Annotated in this window: 18 protein-coding genes and 3 riboswitches; of the genes, 8 read left to right on the forward strand and 10 right to left on the reverse strand. The window is 74.7% G+C overall.

All coding sequences use genetic code 11. From position 1 onward, the window contains the following. Positions 1–3 precede the first annotated feature (3 nt). The gene (locus AB4K12_RS01125) at positions 4–1,413 is read right to left on the reverse strand and encodes a short-chain fatty acyl-CoA regulator family protein (RefSeq protein ID WP_368432313.1); all 1,410 of its coding nucleotides are present in this window, start codon (positions 1,411–1,413) and stop codon (positions 4–6) included. 211 nt (positions 1,414–1,624) lie between these two features. Here AB4K12_RS01125 and aceA point away from each other — a divergent pair, with 211 nt between their 5' ends. The 3 genes from aceA to metE all read left to right on the forward strand — a co-directional run bounded on the left by aceA (position 1,625) and on the right by metE (position 6,539). Next, positions 1,625–2,911, forward strand: coding sequence for an isocitrate lyase (aceA, locus tag AB4K12_RS01130; RefSeq protein WP_368432314.1), 1,287 nt, complete (start codon positions 1,625–1,627; stop codon positions 2,909–2,911). Further along, positions 2,908–3,804: a 3-hydroxybutyryl-CoA dehydrogenase gene (locus tag AB4K12_RS01135; RefSeq protein ID WP_368432315.1), complete on the forward strand. Its 897-nt coding sequence runs from the start codon at positions 2,908–2,910 to the stop codon at positions 3,802–3,804. Before aceA ends, AB4K12_RS01135 begins: the two co-directional genes overlap by 4 nt. 101 nt (positions 3,805–3,905) lie before the next feature. Beyond that, positions 3,906–4,055: riboswitch (cobalamin riboswitch) on the forward strand. Between the two features lie 156 nt (positions 4,056–4,211). Further along, a complete protein-coding gene (metE, locus tag AB4K12_RS01140) occupies positions 4,212–6,539 on the forward strand; it encodes a 5-methyltetrahydropteroyltriglutamate--homocysteine S-methyltransferase (protein WP_368432316.1) in 2,328 nt (775 codons plus the stop codon). A gap of 78 nt (positions 6,540–6,617) precedes the next feature. Here metE and AB4K12_RS01145 read toward each other — a convergent pair whose 3' ends face one another. Further along, positions 6,618–7,196 (reverse strand): histidine phosphatase family protein, encoded by a 579-nt coding sequence (locus AB4K12_RS01145; protein ID WP_368432317.1) that lies wholly within the window; start codon positions 7,194–7,196, stop codon positions 6,618–6,620. Between the two features lie 147 nt (positions 7,197–7,343). Beyond that, positions 7,344–7,434, forward strand: a riboswitch (cobalamin riboswitch). Positions 7,435–7,491: 57 nt separating this feature from the next. Here AB4K12_RS01145 and AB4K12_RS01150 point away from each other — a divergent pair. Both AB4K12_RS01150 and AB4K12_RS01155 read left to right on the forward strand, forming a co-directional pair. Further along, a complete protein-coding gene (locus tag AB4K12_RS01150; RefSeq protein WP_362253678.1) occupies positions 7,492–7,716 on the forward strand; it encodes a CbtB domain-containing protein in 225 nt (74 codons plus the stop codon). A 20-nt stretch (positions 7,717–7,736) separates the two neighbouring features. Continuing rightward, complete coding sequence (locus tag AB4K12_RS01155; protein WP_368432318.1) at positions 7,737–8,501, forward strand: CbtA family protein; 765 nt, start codon at positions 7,737–7,739, stop codon at positions 8,499–8,501. A 13-nt stretch (positions 8,502–8,514) separates the two neighbouring features. On the opposite strand, the gene AB4K12_RS01160 is transcribed toward AB4K12_RS01155, so the two are convergent. Both AB4K12_RS01160 and AB4K12_RS01165 read right to left on the reverse strand, forming a co-directional pair. Further along, positions 8,515–9,648 (reverse strand): glycosyltransferase, encoded by a 1,134-nt coding sequence (locus AB4K12_RS01160; protein WP_368432319.1) that lies wholly within the window; start codon positions 9,646–9,648, stop codon positions 8,515–8,517. Beyond that, entirely contained in the window at positions 9,645–10,400 is a 756-nt protein-coding gene (locus AB4K12_RS01165; protein WP_368432320.1) for a DUF2334 domain-containing protein, read from the reverse strand. The genes AB4K12_RS01160 and AB4K12_RS01165 overlap by 4 nt, the downstream gene beginning before the upstream one ends. A 116-nt stretch (positions 10,401–10,516) precedes the next feature. Here AB4K12_RS01165 and AB4K12_RS01170 point away from each other — a divergent pair, with 116 nt between their 5' ends. The 3 genes from AB4K12_RS01170 to AB4K12_RS01180 all read left to right on the forward strand — a co-directional run bounded on the left by AB4K12_RS01170 (position 10,517) and on the right by AB4K12_RS01180 (position 12,906). Continuing rightward, entirely contained in the window at positions 10,517–11,245 is a 729-nt protein-coding gene (locus AB4K12_RS01170; RefSeq protein ID WP_368432321.1) for a 2OG-Fe dioxygenase family protein, read from the forward strand. A gap of 85 nt (positions 11,246–11,330) precedes the next feature. Further along, on the forward strand, positions 11,331–11,861 hold the full coding sequence (locus AB4K12_RS01175) for an SRPBCC family protein (RefSeq protein WP_368432322.1): 531 nt from the start codon (positions 11,331–11,333) through the stop codon (positions 11,859–11,861). Between the two features lie 112 nt (positions 11,862–11,973). Continuing rightward, positions 11,974–12,906: an NADP-dependent oxidoreductase gene (locus AB4K12_RS01180; protein WP_368432323.1), complete on the forward strand. Its 933-nt coding sequence runs from the start codon at positions 11,974–11,976 to the stop codon at positions 12,904–12,906. A 71-nt stretch (positions 12,907–12,977) separates the two neighbouring features. Here AB4K12_RS01180 and AB4K12_RS01185 read toward each other — a convergent pair whose 3' ends face one another. The 6 genes from AB4K12_RS01185 to AB4K12_RS01210 form a co-directional block, all read right to left on the reverse strand. Continuing rightward, the gene (locus tag AB4K12_RS01185; RefSeq protein WP_368432324.1) at positions 12,978–13,451 is read right to left on the reverse strand and encodes a C40 family peptidase; all 474 of its coding nucleotides are present in this window, start codon (positions 13,449–13,451) and stop codon (positions 12,978–12,980) included. A 3-nt stretch (positions 13,452–13,454) separates the two neighbouring features. Beyond that, positions 13,455–13,627, reverse strand: a riboswitch (cyclic di-AMP (ydaO/yuaA leader). Positions 13,628–13,877: 250 nt separating this feature from the next. Then, on the reverse strand, positions 13,878–14,636 hold the full coding sequence (locus AB4K12_RS01190; RefSeq protein ID WP_368433120.1) for an endo alpha-1,4 polygalactosaminidase: 759 nt from the start codon (positions 14,634–14,636) through the stop codon (positions 13,878–13,880). 128 nt (positions 14,637–14,764) lie between these two features. After that, on the reverse strand, positions 14,765–15,472 hold the full coding sequence (locus tag AB4K12_RS01195; RefSeq protein ID WP_368432325.1) for a spherulation-specific family 4 protein: 708 nt from the start codon (positions 15,470–15,472) through the stop codon (positions 14,765–14,767). Then, positions 15,469–16,383: an NAD-dependent epimerase/dehydratase family protein gene (locus AB4K12_RS01200; protein ID WP_368432326.1), complete on the reverse strand. Its 915-nt coding sequence runs from the start codon at positions 16,381–16,383 to the stop codon at positions 15,469–15,471. The genes AB4K12_RS01195 and AB4K12_RS01200 overlap by 4 nt, the downstream gene beginning before the upstream one ends. Before the next feature lie 9 nt (positions 16,384–16,392). After that, complete coding sequence (locus AB4K12_RS01205) at positions 16,393–17,106, reverse strand: sugar phosphate nucleotidyltransferase (RefSeq protein WP_368432327.1); 714 nt, start codon at positions 17,104–17,106, stop codon at positions 16,393–16,395. A 46-nt stretch (positions 17,107–17,152) separates the two neighbouring features. After that, entirely contained in the window at positions 17,153–18,154 is a 1,002-nt protein-coding gene (locus AB4K12_RS01210; RefSeq protein WP_086570148.1) for an SDR family NAD(P)-dependent oxidoreductase, read from the reverse strand. Positions 18,155–18,162: the final 8 nt, after the last annotated feature.

An 18,162-nucleotide genomic window follows, 5' to 3' on the forward strand; every position in this document is an offset into this window, starting at 1 on the left:
GCCTCAGGGACCGGCGGGTTCCACGGGATACGGAACGAACGTCGTCCGGTTCTCGTCGACCGCCAGGCGCCGGCCCAGCGGGGGCACCGCGCGCTGCGGGCAGTCCAGCCGCTCGCAGACCTTGCAGCCCATGCCGATGGGGGTGGCCGCGGCCGCGTCGTCCAGGTCGAGGCCGGCGGAGTAGACGAGCCGGCTCGCGTGCCGGATCTCGCAGCCCAGGCCGATGGCGAAGGTCTTGCCGGGCTCGCCCCAGCCGCCCCGGTAGCGGGTGACCGTGCGGGCCGTCCACAGAAAGCGCTGCCCGTCCGGCATCGCCGCCATCTGCACCTGGACGCGGCCGGGCGAGGCGAAGGCCTCGTAGACGTTCCACAGCGGGCACGTCCCGCCGCCCCGGGAGAAGTGGAAGCCGGTGGCCGACTGCCGCTTGGAGAGGTTGCCCGCCCGGTCGACGCGGACGAACGAGAACGGCACGCCGCGCGCCCCCGGCCGCTGCAGCGTGGACAGGCGGTGGCACACGGTCTCGTAGCCGACGCCGAAGTGGTCGCCCAGCCGCTCGATGTCGTAGCGCATCTCCTCGGCGGCCGCGTGGAAGACGCCGTACGGCAGGACGAGCGCGGCCGCGAAGTAGTTGGCGAGGCCGATGCGGGCCGGCGACCGGGCGGGGGAGTCCTCGGCGAAGTCCTCGGCCGCGTGCCGCGACAGCTCGCCCCCGAACTCCAGCAGCGCCAGCTGGGTGGCCATCCGGAAGGCCTGCTGGCCGGGGCGCAGCCGGGGCGAGAGGTGCAGGACGCGGGTGGCGGGGTCGTAGCGGTGCAGCTGCCCGGCGTCCGGGGCCAGCCGCACGCCGTGGCGTTCGGCGAGCCGGGCGGCGAGCGCCTGGCGGACCTCCCCGCGGCGCAGCCCGATGCCGTCCGCCAGCCGCTCGGCGGCCGTGTCCAGGTCGTGGAGGTAGTTCTGCCGGCGGTAGAAGAACTCCCGCACCTCCTCGTGCGGGGTGCGGCCCGTGCCCGGGGCGGCGTCCGGTCCGCGGTCCCCGGCGAGCTCGGCGAGGCGTTCGGTCAGCGCGCGGTTGCGGCGGTCGTACTCCAGCAGGACGCGGGCGACCGACGGCAGCCGCTCCGCGAGCTCGGCCAGCTCGGCGGCCGGCACCCGCGCGCCGTCCGGGCCGTCGGCGAGGGCCTCGCGCAGGTCGGCGAGCAGCCGGGCGGTGTCCCGTCCGGAGAAGAAGCCCGGGTCCACCCCGAACGTCTCGGTCAGCCGCAGGAGCACGGGCACGGTCAGCGGGCGCGCGTCGTGCTCCATCTGGTTGAGGTAGCTGGGCGAGACGGCCAGCCGCCGGGCCAGCTCGGCCTGGGTGAGCCGGCGCTCCTCGCGCAGCCGGCGCAGCCGGGCTCCCGCGTAGGTCTTGCTCATCCGGCGAGACTAGCATTGGCAACCTTCGCAAAGACGCGTCAAATACTCCGCACTATTTGGCAGTTGGCTACGGTCGACGCCTGTCGCGGCCGGGTGGGAGAGTCGGTTCACGGCCGCTTCAGGCCCCCGGATCCGGGTTCGCAACCCTTCGCACGCCCCCGTGCGCCCGCACCCCGGTCCGCCCCCGTACCCGTCTCCCGGGAGTACCCCCATGGCGCAGGAAGAGCAGGCACCCACCGCGGCCGCGACGCTGACGCGGCGATGGGCGACCGAGGACCGCTGGCGCGGCGTCGACCGCACGTACAGCGCCGAGGACGTGATCCGGCTGTCCGGCAGCGTTCGCGAGGAGCACACCCTCGCCCGGCGCGGCGCCGAGCGGCTGTGGCGGCTGCTGCACGAGCGGGACCACGTCCACGCGCTGGGTGCCCTCACCGGCGGCCAGGCCGTGCAGATGGTCCGGGCCGGGCTGGAGGCGATCTACCTCTCCGGCTGGCAGGTCGCCGCCGACGCCAACCAGGCCGGGCAGACCTACCCCGACCAGAGCCTCTACCCGGCCAACTCGGTGCCCACCGTGGTCCGGCGCCTGAACAACGCCCTGCTGCGCGCCGACCAGATCGCCGTCTCCGAGGGCGACGCCTCCACCGACTGGCTGGCGCCCGTCGTCGCCGACGCCGAGGCCGGCTTCGGCGGCCCCCTGAACGCCTTCGAGCTCACCAAGGCGATGATCGCCGCCGGCGCGGCCGGCATCCACTACGAGGACCAGCTGGCCTCCGAGAAGAAATGCGGCCACCTCGGCGGCAAGGTCCTCGTCCCCACCGCCCAGCACATCCGCACCCTCAACGCCGCCCGCCTCGCCGCCGACATCGCCGGCGTCCCCACCGTGATCGTCGCCCGCACCGACGCGCTCGCCGCCACCCTTCTGACCAGCGACGTCGACGAGCGCGACGCCCCGTTCACCACCGGCGAGCGCACGGCCGAGGGGTTCTACCGGGTGCGCGGCGGCATGGCTCCCGTCATCGCCCGCGGCCTGGCCTACGCCCCCTACGCCGACCTGCTGTGGATGGAGACCGGCACCCCCGACCTCGCCCAGGCCCGCGAGTTCGCCGAGGCCGTGCACGCGCGCCATCCCGACCAACTGCTCGCGTACAACTGCTCGCCGTCCTTCAACTGGAAGGCCGCGCTGGACGACGATCAGATCGCCAAGTTCCAGCGCGAGCTCGGTGCCATGGGCTACCGCTTCCAGTTCATCACCCTGGCCGGCTTCCACTCCCTCAACCACGCCATGTTCGACCTGGCCCGCGGCTACGCCGAGCACGGCATGACCGCCTACGTCGACCTGCAGGAGCGGGAGTTCGCCGCCCAGAACGACGGCTTCACCGCCGTGCGCCACCAGCGCGAGGTCGGCACCGGCTACTTCGACCTGGTCTCCACCGCCCTCAACCCCGCCGCGGAGACCCTCGCGCTGCGCGGCTCGACCGAAGAGGAGCAGTTCCGGTGAGCGCCCCCGACGCGGTGAGCGTCCCGGTGATCCGGCGCGTCGGGGTCGTCGGCGGCGGGCGGATGGGGGCGGGCATCGCCGAGGTCTGCGCCCGCGCCGGACTCGACACGGTGGTGTGCGAGGCCGACGCCGGAGCGGCCCGGGACGCCCGCGACCGCGTCGCCCGCTCCCTCGGCCGCGCCGTCGCCCGCGGCCGGGTCACCCCCGCCGAACGCGACGACGCCCTGGCCGCCATGGCCTTCACCGCGAGCCTCGACGCCCTCGCCGACCGGCAGTTGGTCGTCGAGGCCGTCCCCGAGGACGCCGGACTGAAGGCCGAGGTCTTCGCCGCCCTCGACAAGACCGTCGAGGACCCCGCCGCCGTCCTCGCCTCCACCACCTCCTCGATCCCCGTGATGCGGCTGGGCATGGCCACCACCCGCGCCGACCGCGTCGTCGGCCTCCACTTCTTCAACCCGGTGCCCGTGATGCCGCTCGTCGAGGTCGCCGCCTCCCTGCACACCGGGCGCGAGACCCTGGCCGCGGCCGAGCACTTCGCCGCCGTCACGCTGGGGCGCGACGTCGTGCGGGCGAGGGACCGGGCGGGCTTCGTCGTCAACGCCCTGCTCGTCCCCTACCTGTTGGCGGCCGTGAGGATGGCCGAGTCCGGCTTCGCCACGCCCGAGGACATCGACACCGGCATGCGGCAGGGCTGCGCCCACCCCATGGGGCCGCTCGCCCTGGCCGACCTCATCGGGCTGGACACGCTCACGGCGATCGCCGAGTCGCTGTACGAGGAGTTCCGCGAACCGCTCTACGCGCCGCCCCCGCTGCTGCGCCGCATGACCGACGCCGGGCTGCTGGGCCGCAAGAGCGGGCAGGGCTTCCACGCCCACCCGGCCCGCGAGGGCTAGCAAGATCGGGACAACCCCCGGCAACCCCTGTCGCCGGGGAGCCGGGTGTGTCTAGGCTGGGGACGCAGTCGGTTCGCCCCGTCTTCGGACGGCGGCGTCGCAAGAGGGAACCCGGTGTGAATCCGGGACTGCCCCGCAGCGGTGAGTGGGAACGACCGCCGTCATACGCACTGGGCCCGAGGGCCCGGGAAGCGACGGCCAGTAGGTGTCGCGTCCGTCAGGACGCGGCGGGCCCACGAGTCCGAATACCTGCCACTGCCCGCGTGCGACCGCACGCGGTGTTCTCGGTGGTCCCGTGGGCGGACCGACGGGTACGGGCGGGCGCGACGCGGCCCCGCCCCGTCCTGCCGTTCCTTCGCACCCCGTCGGCCACCGGGAGCGTTCCGCGACTCGCGAAGGAGAGTTCCGTGGCAGCCGAGCGTTCCCACCCCGCCCCGCGTTCCCTGGCCACCGTCCACGGCTACCCCCGGCAGGGGGCCGGCCGGGAGCTGAAGAAGGCCGTCGAGGGCTACTGGGCCGGCCGCGTCAGCGCCGGCGAACTGCGCCGCACCGCCGCCGGCCTGCGCCGCGAGGCCTGGCGAGCGCTGGCGGACGCCGGCGTCCACGAGGTCCCCACCGGCGACTTCTCGCTCTACGACCACGTCCTGGACACCACCGTCATGGTCGGCGCCATCCCCGAGCGGCACCGCGCCCTCGTCGCCGAGGACGCCCTCGACGGCTACTTCGCCATGGCCCGGGGCACCCAGCAGGCACCGCCGCTGGAGATGACCAAGTGGTTCGACACCAACTACCACTACCTCGTCCCCGAACTGGGCCCCGGCACCGTCTTCACCGCCGACTCCGCCAAGCCCGTCGGCGAACTGCGCGAGGCCCTCGACGCCGGCCACGCCGCCCGGCCCGTGCTGGTGGGCCCCGTCACCTACCTCCTGCTGGCCAAGCCCGCCCCCGGCACCGCCCCGGACTTCCAGCCGCTGACCCTCCTCGACCGGCTGTTGCCCGTCTACGCCGACGTGCTCGCCGACCTGCGCGCGGCCGGCGCCGCATGGGTGCAGCTCGACGAGCCCGCACTGGTCCAGGACCAGCCCCCGGCCGTACTGAACGCCGCCGCCCGCGCCTACCGCGAACTGGGCGCCCTCACCGACCGCCCCAAGCTGCTCGCCGCCGCCTACTTCGACCGGCTCGGCGACGCCCTGCCGGTGCTGGCCAAGGCGCCCGTCGACGGCCTGGCCCTGGACTTCACCGGGCCCGCCGCCGCCAACCTCGGCGACCTCGCCGCCGCCGGCGGCCTGCCCGGCAAGCGGCTGATCGCCGGCGTCGTCGACGGGCGCAACGTCTGGATCAACGACCTCGAGCGGTCCCTGGCCACCCTCGCCACCCTGCTCGGCCTCGCCGGCCGCGTCGACGTCGCCCCCTCCTGCTCCCTGCTGCACGTGCCCCTGGACGCCGCCGCCGAACGCGACGCCGACCCGCAGGTCGCCCGCTGGCTCGCCTTCGCCCGGCAGAAGACCGACGAGATCGTCACCCTCGCCCGCGGCCTGAACGAGGGCGGCGACACCATCGCCCCGCAGCTCGCCGCCAACCGTTGCGCCCGCTCCTCCCGCGCCGCCTCCGCCCTCACCCGCGACCCGGCCGTGCGCGCCCGCGCCACGGCCGTCACCCCCGCCGACACCCGCCGCCCACAGCCCTACGCCGAGCGCTCCGCCGCCCAGCGCGCCCGCCTGGGCCTGCCGCTGCTGCCCACCACCACCATCGGCTCCTTCCCGCAGACCCGCGAACTGCGCACCGCCCGCGCCGACCTGCGCGCCGGGCGCATCGACGCCGCCGCGTACGACGAGCGCATCGCCGCCGAGATCCGCGAGGTCCTCGCCTTCCAGGAGAGGGCCGGCCTCGACGTCCTCGTCCACGGCGAACCCGAACGCGACGACATGGTCCAGTACTTCGCCGAGCGCCTCACCGGCTACCTGGCCACCCGGCACGGCTGGGTGCAGTCCTACGGCACCCGCTATGTGCGGCCGCCCATCCTCGCCGGCGACATCTCCCGGCCCGGGCCCATGACCGTCGCCTGGACCGCCTACGCCCAGGAGCACACGGACCGCCCGGTCAAGGGCATGCTCACCGGCCCCGTCACCATGCTCGCCTGGTCCTTCGTCCGCGACGACCAGCCGCTCGCCGACACCGCCCGCCAGGTCGCCCTCGCCCTGCGGGACGAGGTCGCCGATCTGGAGGCCGCGGGCACCGCCGTCATCCAGGTCGACGAGCCGGCGCTGCGCGAGACCCTGCCGCTGCGCTCCGCCGACCGGGCCGGCTACCTCCGGTGGGCCACCGAGGCCTTCCGGCTGGCCACCGCCGGCGTACGGGCGGACACCCAGATCCACACCCATATGTGCTACGCCGAGTTCGGCGACATCATCGCCGCCATCGAGGACCTGGACGCCGACGTCATCAGCCTCGAGGCCGCGCGCTCGCACATGCGGGTCGCCGGTGAACTCGCCCTGGCCGGCTACGCGCAGGAGGTCGGGCCCGGCGTCTACGACATCCACTCCCCGCGCGTGCCGGACGCCGCCGAGGTCGCGGCCCTGCTGCGCAAGGGGCTCGAGGCCGTCCCGGCCGAGCGCCTGTGGGTCAACCCCGACTGCGGGCTGAAGACCCGCGGCTGGGCGGAGGTGCGCGCGTCGCTGACGCACCTGGTCGAGGGGGCCCGCCAGGTGCGGGCGGAATGCGGCACCGAGGGGTAGCCCCCGCCCACCGAGCCGCCGCCGCGCCGGCCGGAACACCCGCTGAGGGGCGGGGAGTCCGGCCGGGCGCGGCGGCTTTCAGACCGCCGGGGCGAGCGGGCGGCCGCAGCGCAGGTTCCAGCGCCCGGCCCGGCCGCTCAGCTCGGTCAGGGACAGGGGGGAGACGTCCAGGCGCCAGAACACCGGCGCCGGCAGCCCGAGCGCGTGCACCAGCGCCGCCCGGACGACGGCGGGTTCCACCACGGCCAGCACCCTCCCGCCGTCCCCGGCCAGGCCGTCCAGCCACGCGCCGACCCGGCCGGTGAGCGCCACGACCGACTCCCCGCCGTGGGGCGCTGCCCCGGGGTCCGCCAGCCACGCCGCCACCGCCTCCGGTTCGGCGGCCATCACCTCCTCCAGCGAACGGCCGCGCCAGCGGCCGACCTCCAGATCGCGCAGCGCGCCCACGGGTTCGGCGTCGTCCAGCCCGAGGGCGGCGGCCGTCCGGCGGCAGCGCGGCGCGGGGGCCGTGACGGCCCGGTCCGCGCGCGGCAGCGCCCCGGCCGCCGCGCGGGCGGCGCGCTCGCCCGCCTCGTCGAGCGGGGAGCCGTCGTCGAAGCGCGCGGCCCGCAGCGCTGAGCCGGTCGCGGGCGAGATCAACATCACACGCGTCGTCATGAACCTCTCCTCCGGGGCGCTCGGGCCCACGCGCCCAGCAGACCACGGGCTTTGGCCGGGGAGTGCGCCGGGGGCGTGCATCCGTACGCCCGTAGCGCCGTGACGGACCAGGCGGTACGGTCGCGTGTACATGACGACGGTGCGTTCGGAAGCCGGTGCGAATCCGGCACGGTCGCGCCACTGTGTACCTGGCGGGCACCCCGGTCGGCTCCGGGGTTCGGCGGCAGGAAAGTCAGACCCGCCACCGTCGTCGAGCACCAACGACCGGGACGCGTGTTCCCCAGGAGGTTCTGTCATGGCCCAGTCCGCCGCCCCCGTTTCCAGCCGCCCCGCCCTGCCGGAGATCGCCCCCATCTCGCTCAAGGAGATAGCCCCCTGGCTGGCCTTCGGCGGGATCCTGATGCTGGTCCTGCTGTACTTCGTCGGCGCCGAGCAGGGCGCCACCTCCCTCATCGCGGGCAAGGACGTCCACGAGTGGGTGCACGACGGCCGCCACCTGCTCGGTTTCCCCTGCCACTGACCCGGCGGGAGCACGAGCCCATGAACTCCGTATCCGTAAGGGCCCTGCTCGTACGGGGCATGCTGGCCGGCCTGGCCACCGGCGTGCTGGCCCTGATCACCGCCTACCTGCTGGGTGAGCCCCATGTGGACTCGGCCATCGCGTTCGAGGAGGCGCACAGCCACGACCACGGCCACGACGAGGTGGAGCTGGTCAGCCGGACCATGCAGGCCACCGGCGGCCTCGCCACCGGCGTCCTGGTCTACGGCGTGGCGCTGGGCGGCATCGCCGCCCTGGCGTTCTGCGTGGCCCTGGGCCGCATCGGCCGCTTCGGCCCGCGCGCGACCGCGGGACTGGTCGCGCTGGGCGCGTTCGTGGCGGTCTTCCTGGTGCCGTTCCTGAAGTACCCGGCCAACCCGCCGGCCGTCGGCGACCCGGACACCCTGGACCAGCGCACCGCGCTGTTCTTCCTGATGATCGCGCTCAGCGTGCTGCTCGCCGTCGCCGCGGTCATCCTGGGCCGGCGCCTCGCGCCGCGCCTGGGCAACTGGAACGCCACCGTGGCGGCCTGCGCCGCCCTGGTCGTCGCGATCGGGCTCGCGTACGCGTTCCTGCCCTCCGGCGACAACGTCCCGGAGCACTTCCCGGCGACGCTGCTGTGGGAGTTCCGTATGTCCTCCCTCGCCATCGAGCTCGTGCTGTGGACCGGCTTCGGCCTGATCTTCGGTGAGCTCGCCGAGCGGCTCCTCGTGCCGAAGGCCGCGGAGCGGGACGAGCGGCAGCCGGAGACGGCAGCCGTGAGCTGAAAGTCGCGCGTCGTCACCGGACGCCGGGCGGGCCGCGGTCGGCCCGCCCGGCGTTCGCGTGTACGGCCAGCATCCGCTCCACCGTCCGCGCCCACGGGAACTCCTCCGCGCGCGCCCGCGCCGCCGCCCGCCGCACCTCCTCGGGCCGGGCGAGCACGCGCGTCACCGCGTCCGCCATCCCCGTCGCGCACCCGGCGGGTGCCACGGCCCCCGCCCCCGGCACCACCAGTTCGCGCGCCGCCCCCCGATCGGCCGTCACCACCGGCGTCCCGCACGCCAGCGCCTCCAGCGCCGACAGCCCGAACGACTCCACCGCGCACGGCACCAGCGCCACATCCGCCCGCGCCAGCACCGCGGCCACGCCCCGGCGTTCGGCCACATGGCCGTGGAAGCGCACCGGCAGCCCGGCCGTCGCCGCCCACCGCTCCAGGCGCCCGCGCTCCGGCCCGTCGCCCAGCACGTCCAGGCGGGCGTCCACGCCATGCCGGCGCAGCACCACCAGGGCCCCCAGCGGCAGATGAGGCCACTTCTCCGCCGACAGCCGCCCCGCGTACACCAGCCGGACCCCGTCGCCGCGCGCGCCGGCGGGCGCGAAGATCTCCAGGTCGACGCCCAACGGCACCCGGTGCAACGCCACCCGCCCGCCCAGCCGGGCGAACTCCGCGCCGGAGAAGGCGGACGCGGCGACCACGGCGTCGAACGCCCCGGCCAGGCGCCGGTTCCAGGCGTCGGCCGCCCGGACCGGAGGCAAACGCCCCGGCATCCGGGGGGCCAGGATCGCGTCCAGCCGCTCATGGGAGAGCAGCACCGTCCGTACGCCCCGCGCCCGCGCCCAACGGGCCGTACCCACCAGCGTCAGCTTGTCCGACACCTCCAGCACGTCGGGCGCGAACCACCCCAGCAGGCGCCGCAGCCCCCGCAGCACTCCCGGCGAGAGCACCATCCGGTACCCGCCGCCCACGCGCGGCCCCGGCACCGTCACCCGCACGCCGCCCGCCGCGTCGCGCACCCGGGCGTACCGGGCGCCCGGGACGACCAGCAGCCGGTCGTGGCCGGCGGCGACGTACCCCCGGCCGAGCGCGTCCAGCGTGGTGCGCAGACCGCCCGAGGCCGGGGCGTAGAAGTTGGCGAGCTGCGCGATCCTCACGTCGCGCCCCCGGCGGCCGGCCGCCGGGCACGGACCAGTTCGGCGTAGGTGCACGGGCGCAGCCCCGCCGCCAGGGCGCCGTCGATCGCCGCCAGGGTGCGCTCGTGCAGCCCCGGCCGCGCCAGGTCCGCGGGGTGCAGCGCGACACGGAACGGCAGGCCGGCGGCGGACCGGCGCCGCGCCACCGCCGTCATCAGCCGCGCGCCCGCCCGCTCGCCGAGCCCGCCCGGCCGGTGGGACAGCGCCGGCACGCGATGGGCCGCCCCGGTCCGCAGGTCGCGCACCGTCAGATGACCGGTGGTGTAGTCCAGGCCCAGGCCGCGCAGCGCCGTCAGCGTCCCCGGTGAGGCGAGCCAGCCGGGCGGGGTGAAGCCGCACGGCGCGATGCCCACCGACGCGAGCGCGGCCAGCCCCTTCTCCAGCCGCTCACGGGCGGCCCGTTCGCCGAGCGCCGCGAACTCGGCGCAGCCGCGCGCCACCAGAAGGCCGGCCAGCCGCCGGGTCGGCGGCCCGCCGGGCACGCCCCGGTGCTCCCAGCCGTGCAGCGCGAGCTCGTGCCCCCGCTCGCTGGCGGCGTGCGCCCACCGCACCAGGGCCGGGTCGCGGACCGCCGGGACGCCGCGCCAGGGGCCCGGCACCAGCAGCAGCGTCGCACGCACCCCGCGCCCGTCGAGGCCCGCCAGCCACCGGCGGCACGGGTCGAGGGTCCAGGGAGCCACGTCGTGCACCGAGACCACGAAGACGGCGCTCATGGGACCGAGCGTGCCCCCGCCGCGCGGACGCGCGGTGTACGCGCGGTGAACGGTCCGCCTCCGGGAAGCGCCCGGTACGGTGGTGCTCACCAGCACGAAAATACGGGGGAAGTGCCATGTCGTACCCGCTCGTTGAGGCCTGTCACGCCGCTCGCCGCCCCGCGCCTCCGGCCCCGCCGCCCTTCGCCCACCACGGTCCCGCCCTGCTCACCGAGGCCCTCGCACGGATACCCGAGGAGGCGGTGCGGGCGTTCACCGCGTCGTGGAACGACCTGCCCGCCGACGCCCACCTCGACGCCGACACGCCCTACCGCTTCCGCCGCTACGACAGGTTCCGCATCGCCGGCGACGGCCTGGAGCGGCTGCCGCACATCGCGTTCTTCCAGGACCGCGCCGTCAACAAGGTCAGCGGCGGCGTGGCGCGGATGTTCGCCCCGCTGGACGACGCGGTGGCGTGCGGGCCGGTGCTGGGCGCGGTCGTCCGTACCCTCCGGGAGCATCTGCCGGGCCCGCGCACCGGCACCGACCTGTGCGGGGTCCACCAGATCCGGGTCACCGCCACGGACGCGACGGACGGTCACCCGGCGCCCGAGGGCGTCCACCGGGACGGGCACAACTACGTCGCCCAGGTGCTGATCCGGCGCGAGGACGTCCTGGGCGCCGAGTCGTGCCTGTACGACCTGGCCGGGCGGGCCGTGCACCGGGCCTCGCTGAGCGCGCCGCTGGAGACGATCGTCCTGGACGACCGGCGCGTCCTGCACGGCGTCTCGCCGATGCGGCCGGCGCCGGGCGCGCGGCGGGGCGTACGGGACATGCTGCTCGTCGACTTCTTCCCCGGCCGGTGAACCGGGCCTGAACCAGGGGCGGTGCGGGCAACGCGCGGGGCCGGAGGCAGACTTGGCCCCATACAACCCGTACTGAGGAGATCGCATGCGCTACGCGGACGGCCCCACGGTCCACGAAGAGGTTCACATCCAGGCGGCGGCGCCCGAGGTCTGGAAGATGGTGACGGACATCGGGCTGCCCGCCCGGTTCAGCCCCGAGCTGCGGCGGGCCGAGTGGCTGGACGGTGCCACCGGGCCGGCGATGGGCGCGGCCTTCGCCGGCCACAACCACAACCCGGTGCTGGGCGAGTGGCGGACCGTCTCCCATGTGGTCGCGCTGGAGCCGGAGCGGGTGTTCGCCTGGGCGGTCACCGACCCCGACGGGCGGTACGGAGGCGGCCCCGCCGATCCGGCGCACCCGATGGCCACCTGGACGTTCGCTCTCGAGCCCGCGTCCGGCGGCACGCTGCTGCGGCTGTCCGCGCTGCTCGGACCGGCCCGCTCGGGGATCAGCCTGGCGGTCGACCGCATGCCGGAGAAGGAGGAGGCGATCATCGAGCACCGGCTCGGCGACCTCGCCGCCGGCATGCGGACCACCCTCCAGGGCGTCAAGGACCTCGTCGAGGGACGCGCCTGACGACTCGCCGAGCCCCCCGCCGCGGGAGTGGACGTACGGAGATCGGGCGCGGTATCCGTACGCGACGGCCAGTCTGACCGGGAAATGCCCGGCCTCCGGTGAAGCTGAGTCCATGACCAAGATCAAGGCCGTCGCCTTCAGCTCCTACGGCTCCGCCGATGTGCTCCGGCTCACCGACGTCGATCAGCCGGTCCCGGGGCCCGGGCAGGTGCGGATCGCCGTGCGCTGCGCCGGCGTCAACCCGCTCGACCACAAGATCCGCAGCGGTGCCATGGCCGGCATCGTTTCCGTCGACCTGCCGCACGTCCCCGGGGTGGAGGCCTCCGGGGTGGTGGAGGCGGTGGGGGAGGGAGTGGTGGGGGTGCAGGCGGGGGACGCGGTCCTCGGCCGCACCGCCACCGGCGCCTACGCCGAGCAGGCCCTGGCCGTGGCCGAGGAGCTGATGGTCAAGCCGCTCTCCCTGCCCTGGGAGGAGGCGGCCGGCCTGCCCCTGGCCGCCGAGACGTCCTGGCGGGCGCTGAACCTGCTGGCCCTGAACGAGGGCGAGACCCTGCTCGTGCACGGTGCGGCCGGGGGAGTGGGCACGCTGGCGGTGCAGTTCGCCCGCGCCCGGGACGTCCGGGTCATCGGCACGGCGAGCGAGTTCAACCACGAGTACCTGCGCGGGCTGGGCGCGATCCCGGTGACCTACGGCGAGGGCCTCGCCGAGCGCGTGCGCGAGGCCGCGCCGGGCGGTGTGGACGCCGCTCTGGACGCCGTCGGCAAGGGCGACGCCGTGGGGATCTCGGTCGAGCTGACCGGTGACCCGGAGCGGGTGGTGAGCATCGCCGACCCCGAGGGCGCCCGCCGCACCGGCGCCCGCTTCAGCGCCGGCGGCCCCGCCTCCGGGGGCGGCCCGGCGCTCACCGCCGCCCTGGCCCTGCACGAGGCCGGCATCCTCCAGCTGCCCGTCCACCGCGTCTACCGCCTGAGCGAGGCGGCCGAGGCCCACCGCGCCAGCGAGCACGGCCATCTGACGGGAAAGATCGTGCTGGCGGTGGCGTGAGGGCGTCCGGGGCGTGGAACAGGCAGGGCCCGGCACGCGCAACCGCGTACCGGGCCCTGGACGTCGGACGGCTACTTGACGCGGCCGTACCAGACGCTGTTGCTCCAGATCTTCTCCAGCCGGACGGAGGTGCCGGGCTTGGGAGCGTGCCAGATCTTGTTGTTACCCGCGTAGATACCCACGTGGTAGACGTTGCTGCCGGAGTGGAAGAACACCAGGTCGCCGGTCTGGCGCGAGCCGCCGGAGATGTGGCGGGTCTTGTTGTACTGGTCGGCGGCGGTGCGCGGGAGCGACTTGCCGACCTTCTTGAACGAGTAGAGCGTCAGGCCCGAGCAGTCGAACCGGTTCGGTCCGGTGGCGCCCCACTGGTAGGGGGAGCCCTTCTTGGAGGCCGCGACCTTCAGAGCCTGCTCGCCGGCGGTGGCGGCCGACGCGTCCGGGGTGAGCCCCGGTACCAGCACCGTCGCCGCCAGGGTGGCGACGGTGAGGGCGGACGCGGTACCGGCCCGCTTGGCGAGCGCGGGTATTCGAGGCAACGCAGACATGCCTAAGCCCTTCGACATCCGCCTGCGAAAGATGACCTGTCGGGTTCGGGCTGCGAAGTTGCCCGGCCACCGTTGTGGCTTCACCCCTAGAACCACCGACCTCGTGGTTCGTACCGCTTGGGTCTCCCGCTCCTGCCGATCCATCAATTCGATTCCGCACCCGGTGCGGCGGCAGGACTCGGCGTCCGCCCGGGTCGCCCGCCTCGGTGACGGGATCTTGTGTTCGGTGAGAGATCCTGCACCATCAATCGCTCGGAATCGGTGCCCAAACGGTCATCTGTGAACTTCTTCACTTCGGATGCAAACCCGGAACCGTGGTATTCCCAGCCCCGCCGAACTGGCGGTAAACCCTTGTCCCCACTGGTTTCCGAAGCATTGGAATGAATGACTCCGCAGAGGGTGTCGGCGAGGGTGCCGGCGGGGGCGTCAGCAGGGGCGCCGCCATGCGTCGAGGTCCAGGTTCTTCTTCATCGAACTGAGCCCCAGCCGCTTGGCCGTGTCGCAGAAGTCCCCCGGAGGGAGCTCGTATTCGACGTGGAAGACCGCTTTGTTCCGTTTGATGAAGGGCGTCAGCTTCTCGCACTCGTCGTACTGAGCGCACTGCTCGTTCACCGCGAAGTCGAAGTCGCGCACCAGCTGGGGGATCTGCTCCAGGTCGTTCTTCAGCCCCACGGCGAGCCCGCGCTCATGCGCCAGCTCGGCCAGCATCCGGTTGAACGCCAGCTGGTGGTCGGCCGTCAGCGGAAATCCGGTGCGATTACGGAATCCCTCCGTCAGGTCCGGCTCGACCGCGTCGAATCCCTTCTGCCGGCACATGTCGATACGGGCCGCCATGATCGGCCGCAGTACGTCGAGACGGCGGATGTCCAGCCACTTCTCGCCGTCCCAGCCCTTGTTCTTCGCGCCCAGCACCGACGCGGGGAACTTCTCCTTGTCGGACCGGAAGTTCTCCCACGCCCCGGCGTTGATGTAACAGATCACCTTGCGGCCGCGGGCGTGCAACTCCGCCACCGTCTTCGCCGAGTTCTCGAAGCCGTCGATGTCGTAGACGGGCGCGTCCACCGAGGTGTCCACGCGCCCGCCGAGCTGCCACTGCCAGCGGGTGCCCGGCTTGGGCTGCCACCGCCCGGACGGCTGGGCCGGCGTGCCGCCGGGTGTGCCGCCAGGCGTGCCGCCGGGCGTCATCCGGTCCGTGGGCACCGGCTCCCGCGCCTCGCCGCCGCCGTCGTCCCCGTCGTCGGAGGGGCTCGAGGACGAACACCCCGCGAGCACGAGGAGCACCACCCCGAACACCCCGGCCCGCCGCGCCCCCCTCACCGCGCACCCCCCGTCGTCCCGGCCGCCGTCAGGGGCGCGCTCCGCCAGGGGTTGGCCCCCGTCCCCGGCACCGCGCAGTGCACCCCGGCGCCCCGCCCGCCGGCCGTCCGGGCCACCAGCGCCGCGGCGTCCTCGGGCACCCCGTAGACCAGGTGGCAGAAGCGCGCCGGCGGGTGGTCGGCGGTCCACCGCGGCACCCGGGCCCGCCGGTACTCCTCCCACGTGCCCTCGAACGTCACCAGCAGATCGGCCAGCGCCGCGTAGCCCGGGTCGGGATGCGTCCCCGGGTTGAGCACGGCCGTCCGCGCGCCCAGCACCCGGGCCGCCGTCACCAGGCGGCGGTAGCGCGGCAGCGGCGCCGCGTGCGCCGGGACCTGGTCGAGGAAGACCCCGTCCACGCCGTACCACCTGCGGTGCCGGTGGACGTCGGCCACCACCGCGCGGGCCGGGCGGTGACCGTAGCCGGTGTCGACGTAGCCCAGCAGGGGAACCCCCGCGGCGCGCAGCCGGCCGGCGGCGGCCCGGAAGTCCGCGTCGGGCCGTCGGCCGGGGCCGTCGGCCATGTTGAGCACGACGGCGTGCAGACGGGGCGCCGCCTCCAGCAGCGCGTCCCACTCCCGGGGGTGCGCCGCCGGATGGGCGTACAGCGGTACGAGCAGCCGTTGCCCGTCGTCCGGCGGCGCCTGGCGCGTGCTCCTGGTCACCGTGGGGACTCCGCGACGGTGCCGGCGCCGGCCCACAGGTCGGCGAGGGACTCCTCGAGGGAGCGGGCCGGGGCCCAGCCGAGGGCACGGCCCGCGGCCGTGATGTCCGCCCGGATCCAGGGCACGGCCGCCGAGCGCGGCGAGCCGTCGCCGTCCTCGTCGACGCGGTCCGCCACGCGGCCGCCGAAGCCCGCGGCCCGCAGCAGCCCTTCGGCGACGTCGCGGACCGGACGGGCCGTACCACTGGCGATGTTCAGGACGCCGGGCAGCGGCCGGGGCGCGGTGACGGCGAGGGCGATCGCCTCGGCCACGTCCCGCGCGTCGACGAAGTCGCGGTGGGCGGAGAGGTCGCCGGTGCGCACCCGCCCGTCCGGGCCGGCCTTGCGCAGCTCGGCGGCCAGCCGCCCGGGCAGCGAGGCGGCGGGGGCGCCGGGGCCGACGGGGTTGAACACCCGCAGCACCACGGCGTCCAGGCCGGAGGAGGTCACCGCGAGGGTGCCGGCCAGCTTGGTGGCGCCGTAGAGGCCCAGCGGGCGGGCCGGGCGCGACTCGCCGACGGGCCGGCGGCCGTCGGCGGGGCCGTACTCCCCGGCGGAGCCCAGGTGGATCAGCCGGGCGTCCGGGGCCGCCCGGCGCAGGGCCTCGCACAGCACGGCGGGACCGTGGGCGTTGAGGGCGGTCAGCGACAGGGCGTCGCCGCCGACCGCGCCCACGCAGTTGACGACGGCGTCGGGCGCGGCGTCGCGCAGCACGGCCGCGAGCGCGGCCGGGTCGGCGCCGTACAGGTCGACGGGCACGTCGGCGCCGGGGCTCCGGCCGCCGCCGAGCACCCGCACGCCCTCCAGGGCGTGCAGGCGGTCGGCGGCGTGCCGGCCCAGGAAGCCGGTGGTGCCCAGGACGAGAATGCGCATCGCGTCCGGTCACGCTCCCTTGATCAGCAGGTCGCGGCGTACGGAGAACTCGGCGTTGGCCCGGTCGTAGTCGTCGGGGCGGCCGATGTCGAGCCAGTAGCCGTCGAACTCGTAGGCGTTCGGCGGGGTGTCGGCCGCCAGCAGGTCGAGCACCAGCTCGTCGAAGCCGAGCGGCAGCCCGGGGGTGTAGCGCTCGAGGGCGCCGCGGGAGACTCCGTAGACACCCATGGAGACGCGGTAGTCCATGCTGGGCTTCTCCGCGAAGCCCACGACGCGGCCGGAGTCGGTGGTCAGCACCCCGAAGTCGATGTTCACCGTGCGGGCGTAGGTGGCGATGGTCAGCGGCGCGCCGGAGGCGATGTGGTCGCCGAGGACGTCGCCGAAGTCGAGGTCGGTGAGGATGTCGCCGTTCATGACCAGGAAGTGCTCGGGCAGCCGGTCGGTCATGGTCAGCAGGGGCCCCATGGTGCCCAGGGGGCTCTCCTCGGTGGTGTAGTCGACGTCGATGCCCCATTGGGAGCCGTCGCCGACGTAGGCGCGGATGATGTGGCCGAGGTGGCCGATGGCCAGGGTGCAGCTGGTGAACCCGGCGCAGGCCAGCTGGCGCATGACGATCTCGAGGATGGCGTGCTGGTCGCCGATGGGCACCAGCGGCTTGGGCAGTGCGGTGGTGTACGGGCGCAGCCGGACGCCCTTGCCTCCGGCCAGGATGACTGCGTGCATGGGGTGCCGTTCCTCTCTCTTAGCCGCGTGGGTCGGGGGTGGAACGTCAGACGTTGTAGATGCCGGTCTTGTACCGGCCGAGGTTGACCGGGTCGCGGAAGAACGCGATGGCCTCGCTCAGTCCTTCCTCGAGGGTGTGGGCCGGGGCCCAGCCGGTGGCGGCCCGCAGCCGGGAGGCGTCGGCGACCAGCCGCATCACCTCGGAGTTGGCGGGGCGCACGCGCTGGGCGTCCTCGGTGACCTCGAGCTCGGCGTCCATGAGCTTGCCGATCAGGGTGACGAGGTCGCCGATGGAGATCTCCTCGCCGGTGCCGGAGTTGAAGGTGCGGCCGACGACGTCGTCGGCGGGCGCGGTGCCGACGGCCCGGAAGGCGGCGACGGTGTCCTTGACGTAGCTGAAGTCGCGGGTGGGGCGCAGGTCGCCGAGGGTGATGGCGCGCTGCCCGGCGGCGACCTGGCCGATGACGGTGGGGATCACCGCGCGCATGGACTGACGCGGACCGAAGGTGTTGAAGGGGCGGAGGGTGACCACGGGCAGCCCGAAGCTGGCGTGGTAGCTGTCGGCCAGCCGGTCCCCGCCGGCCTTGGAGGCGGCGTAGGGCGACTGGGTGTTGATGGGGTGGTCCTCGGTGATCGGCACGGTCTGCGCGGTGCCGTAGGTCTCGCTCGTGGAGGTGTGCACCAGGCGCGGGATGCCCAGGTGCCGTACGGCCTCCAGGACGTTGAGGGTGCCGGTGACGTTGGTCTCGACGTAGCTGTGCGGGGCCCGGTAGGAGTACGGGATGGCGATCAGCGCGGCCAGATGGTAGACGGTCTCGGCCCCGGTCACCAGCCCGGTGACGGAGCCGGGGTCGCGGACGTCGCCGAGCACGACCTCGACGTGGTCCATCACCTCGGCGGGCAGGTCCTCGAGCCAGCCGAAGGACGAGAACGAGTTGTACTGCACCATCGCGCGCACCTGGTGGCCGTCGGCGACGAGCGCCTCGACCAGGTGCGATCCGATGAACCCTTCGGCTCCGGTGACGGCGACGCGTGCCGGTGCGGACATGAGCGGTC

It is taken from the genome of Streptomyces sp. C36 (assembly GCF_040932295.1).
GTDB lineage: Bacteria > Actinomycetota > Actinomycetes > Streptomycetales > Streptomycetaceae > Streptomyces > Streptomyces triculaminicus.

Excerpts from the sequence above, each read along its gene's own strand:
- AB4K12_RS01125 (WP_368432313.1), bottom strand. The coding sequence starts at position 1,413 with ATGAGCAAGACCTACGCGGGAGCCCGGCTGCGCCGGCTGCGCGAGGAG.
- aceA (WP_368432314.1), top strand. The coding sequence starts at position 1,625 with ATGGCGCAGGAAGAGCAGGCACCCACCGCGGCCGCGACGCTGACGCGG.
- AB4K12_RS01145 (WP_368432317.1), bottom strand. The coding sequence starts at position 7,196 with ATGACGACGCGTGTGATGTTGATCTCGCCCGCGACCGGCTCAGCGCTG.
- AB4K12_RS01150 (WP_362253678.1), top strand. The coding sequence starts at position 7,492 with ATGGCCCAGTCCGCCGCCCCCGTTTCCAGCCGCCCCGCCCTGCCGGAG.
- AB4K12_RS01155 (WP_368432318.1), top strand. The coding sequence starts at position 7,737 with ATGAACTCCGTATCCGTAAGGGCCCTGCTCGTACGGGGCATGCTGGCC.
- AB4K12_RS01165 (WP_368432320.1), bottom strand. The coding sequence starts at position 10,400 with ATGAGCGCCGTCTTCGTGGTCTCGGTGCACGACGTGGCTCCCTGGACC.
- AB4K12_RS01170 (WP_368432321.1), top strand. The coding sequence starts at position 10,517 with ATGTCGTACCCGCTCGTTGAGGCCTGTCACGCCGCTCGCCGCCCCGCG.
- AB4K12_RS01175 (WP_368432322.1), top strand. The coding sequence starts at position 11,331 with ATGCGCTACGCGGACGGCCCCACGGTCCACGAAGAGGTTCACATCCAG.
- AB4K12_RS01180 (WP_368432323.1), top strand. The coding sequence starts at position 11,974 with ATGACCAAGATCAAGGCCGTCGCCTTCAGCTCCTACGGCTCCGCCGAT.
- AB4K12_RS01185 (WP_368432324.1), bottom strand. The coding sequence starts at position 13,451 with ATGTCTGCGTTGCCTCGAATACCCGCGCTCGCCAAGCGGGCCGGTACC.
- AB4K12_RS01190 (WP_368433120.1), bottom strand. The coding sequence starts at position 14,636 with ATGACGCCCGGCGGCACGCCTGGCGGCACACCCGGCGGCACGCCGGCC.
- AB4K12_RS01200 (WP_368432326.1), bottom strand. The coding sequence starts at position 16,383 with ATGCGCATTCTCGTCCTGGGCACCACCGGCTTCCTGGGCCGGCACGCC.
- AB4K12_RS01205 (WP_368432327.1), bottom strand. The coding sequence starts at position 17,106 with ATGCACGCAGTCATCCTGGCCGGAGGCAAGGGCGTCCGGCTGCGCCCG.
- AB4K12_RS01210 (WP_086570148.1), bottom strand. The coding sequence starts at position 18,154 with ATGTCCGCACCGGCACGCGTCGCCGTCACCGGAGCCGAAGGGTTCATC.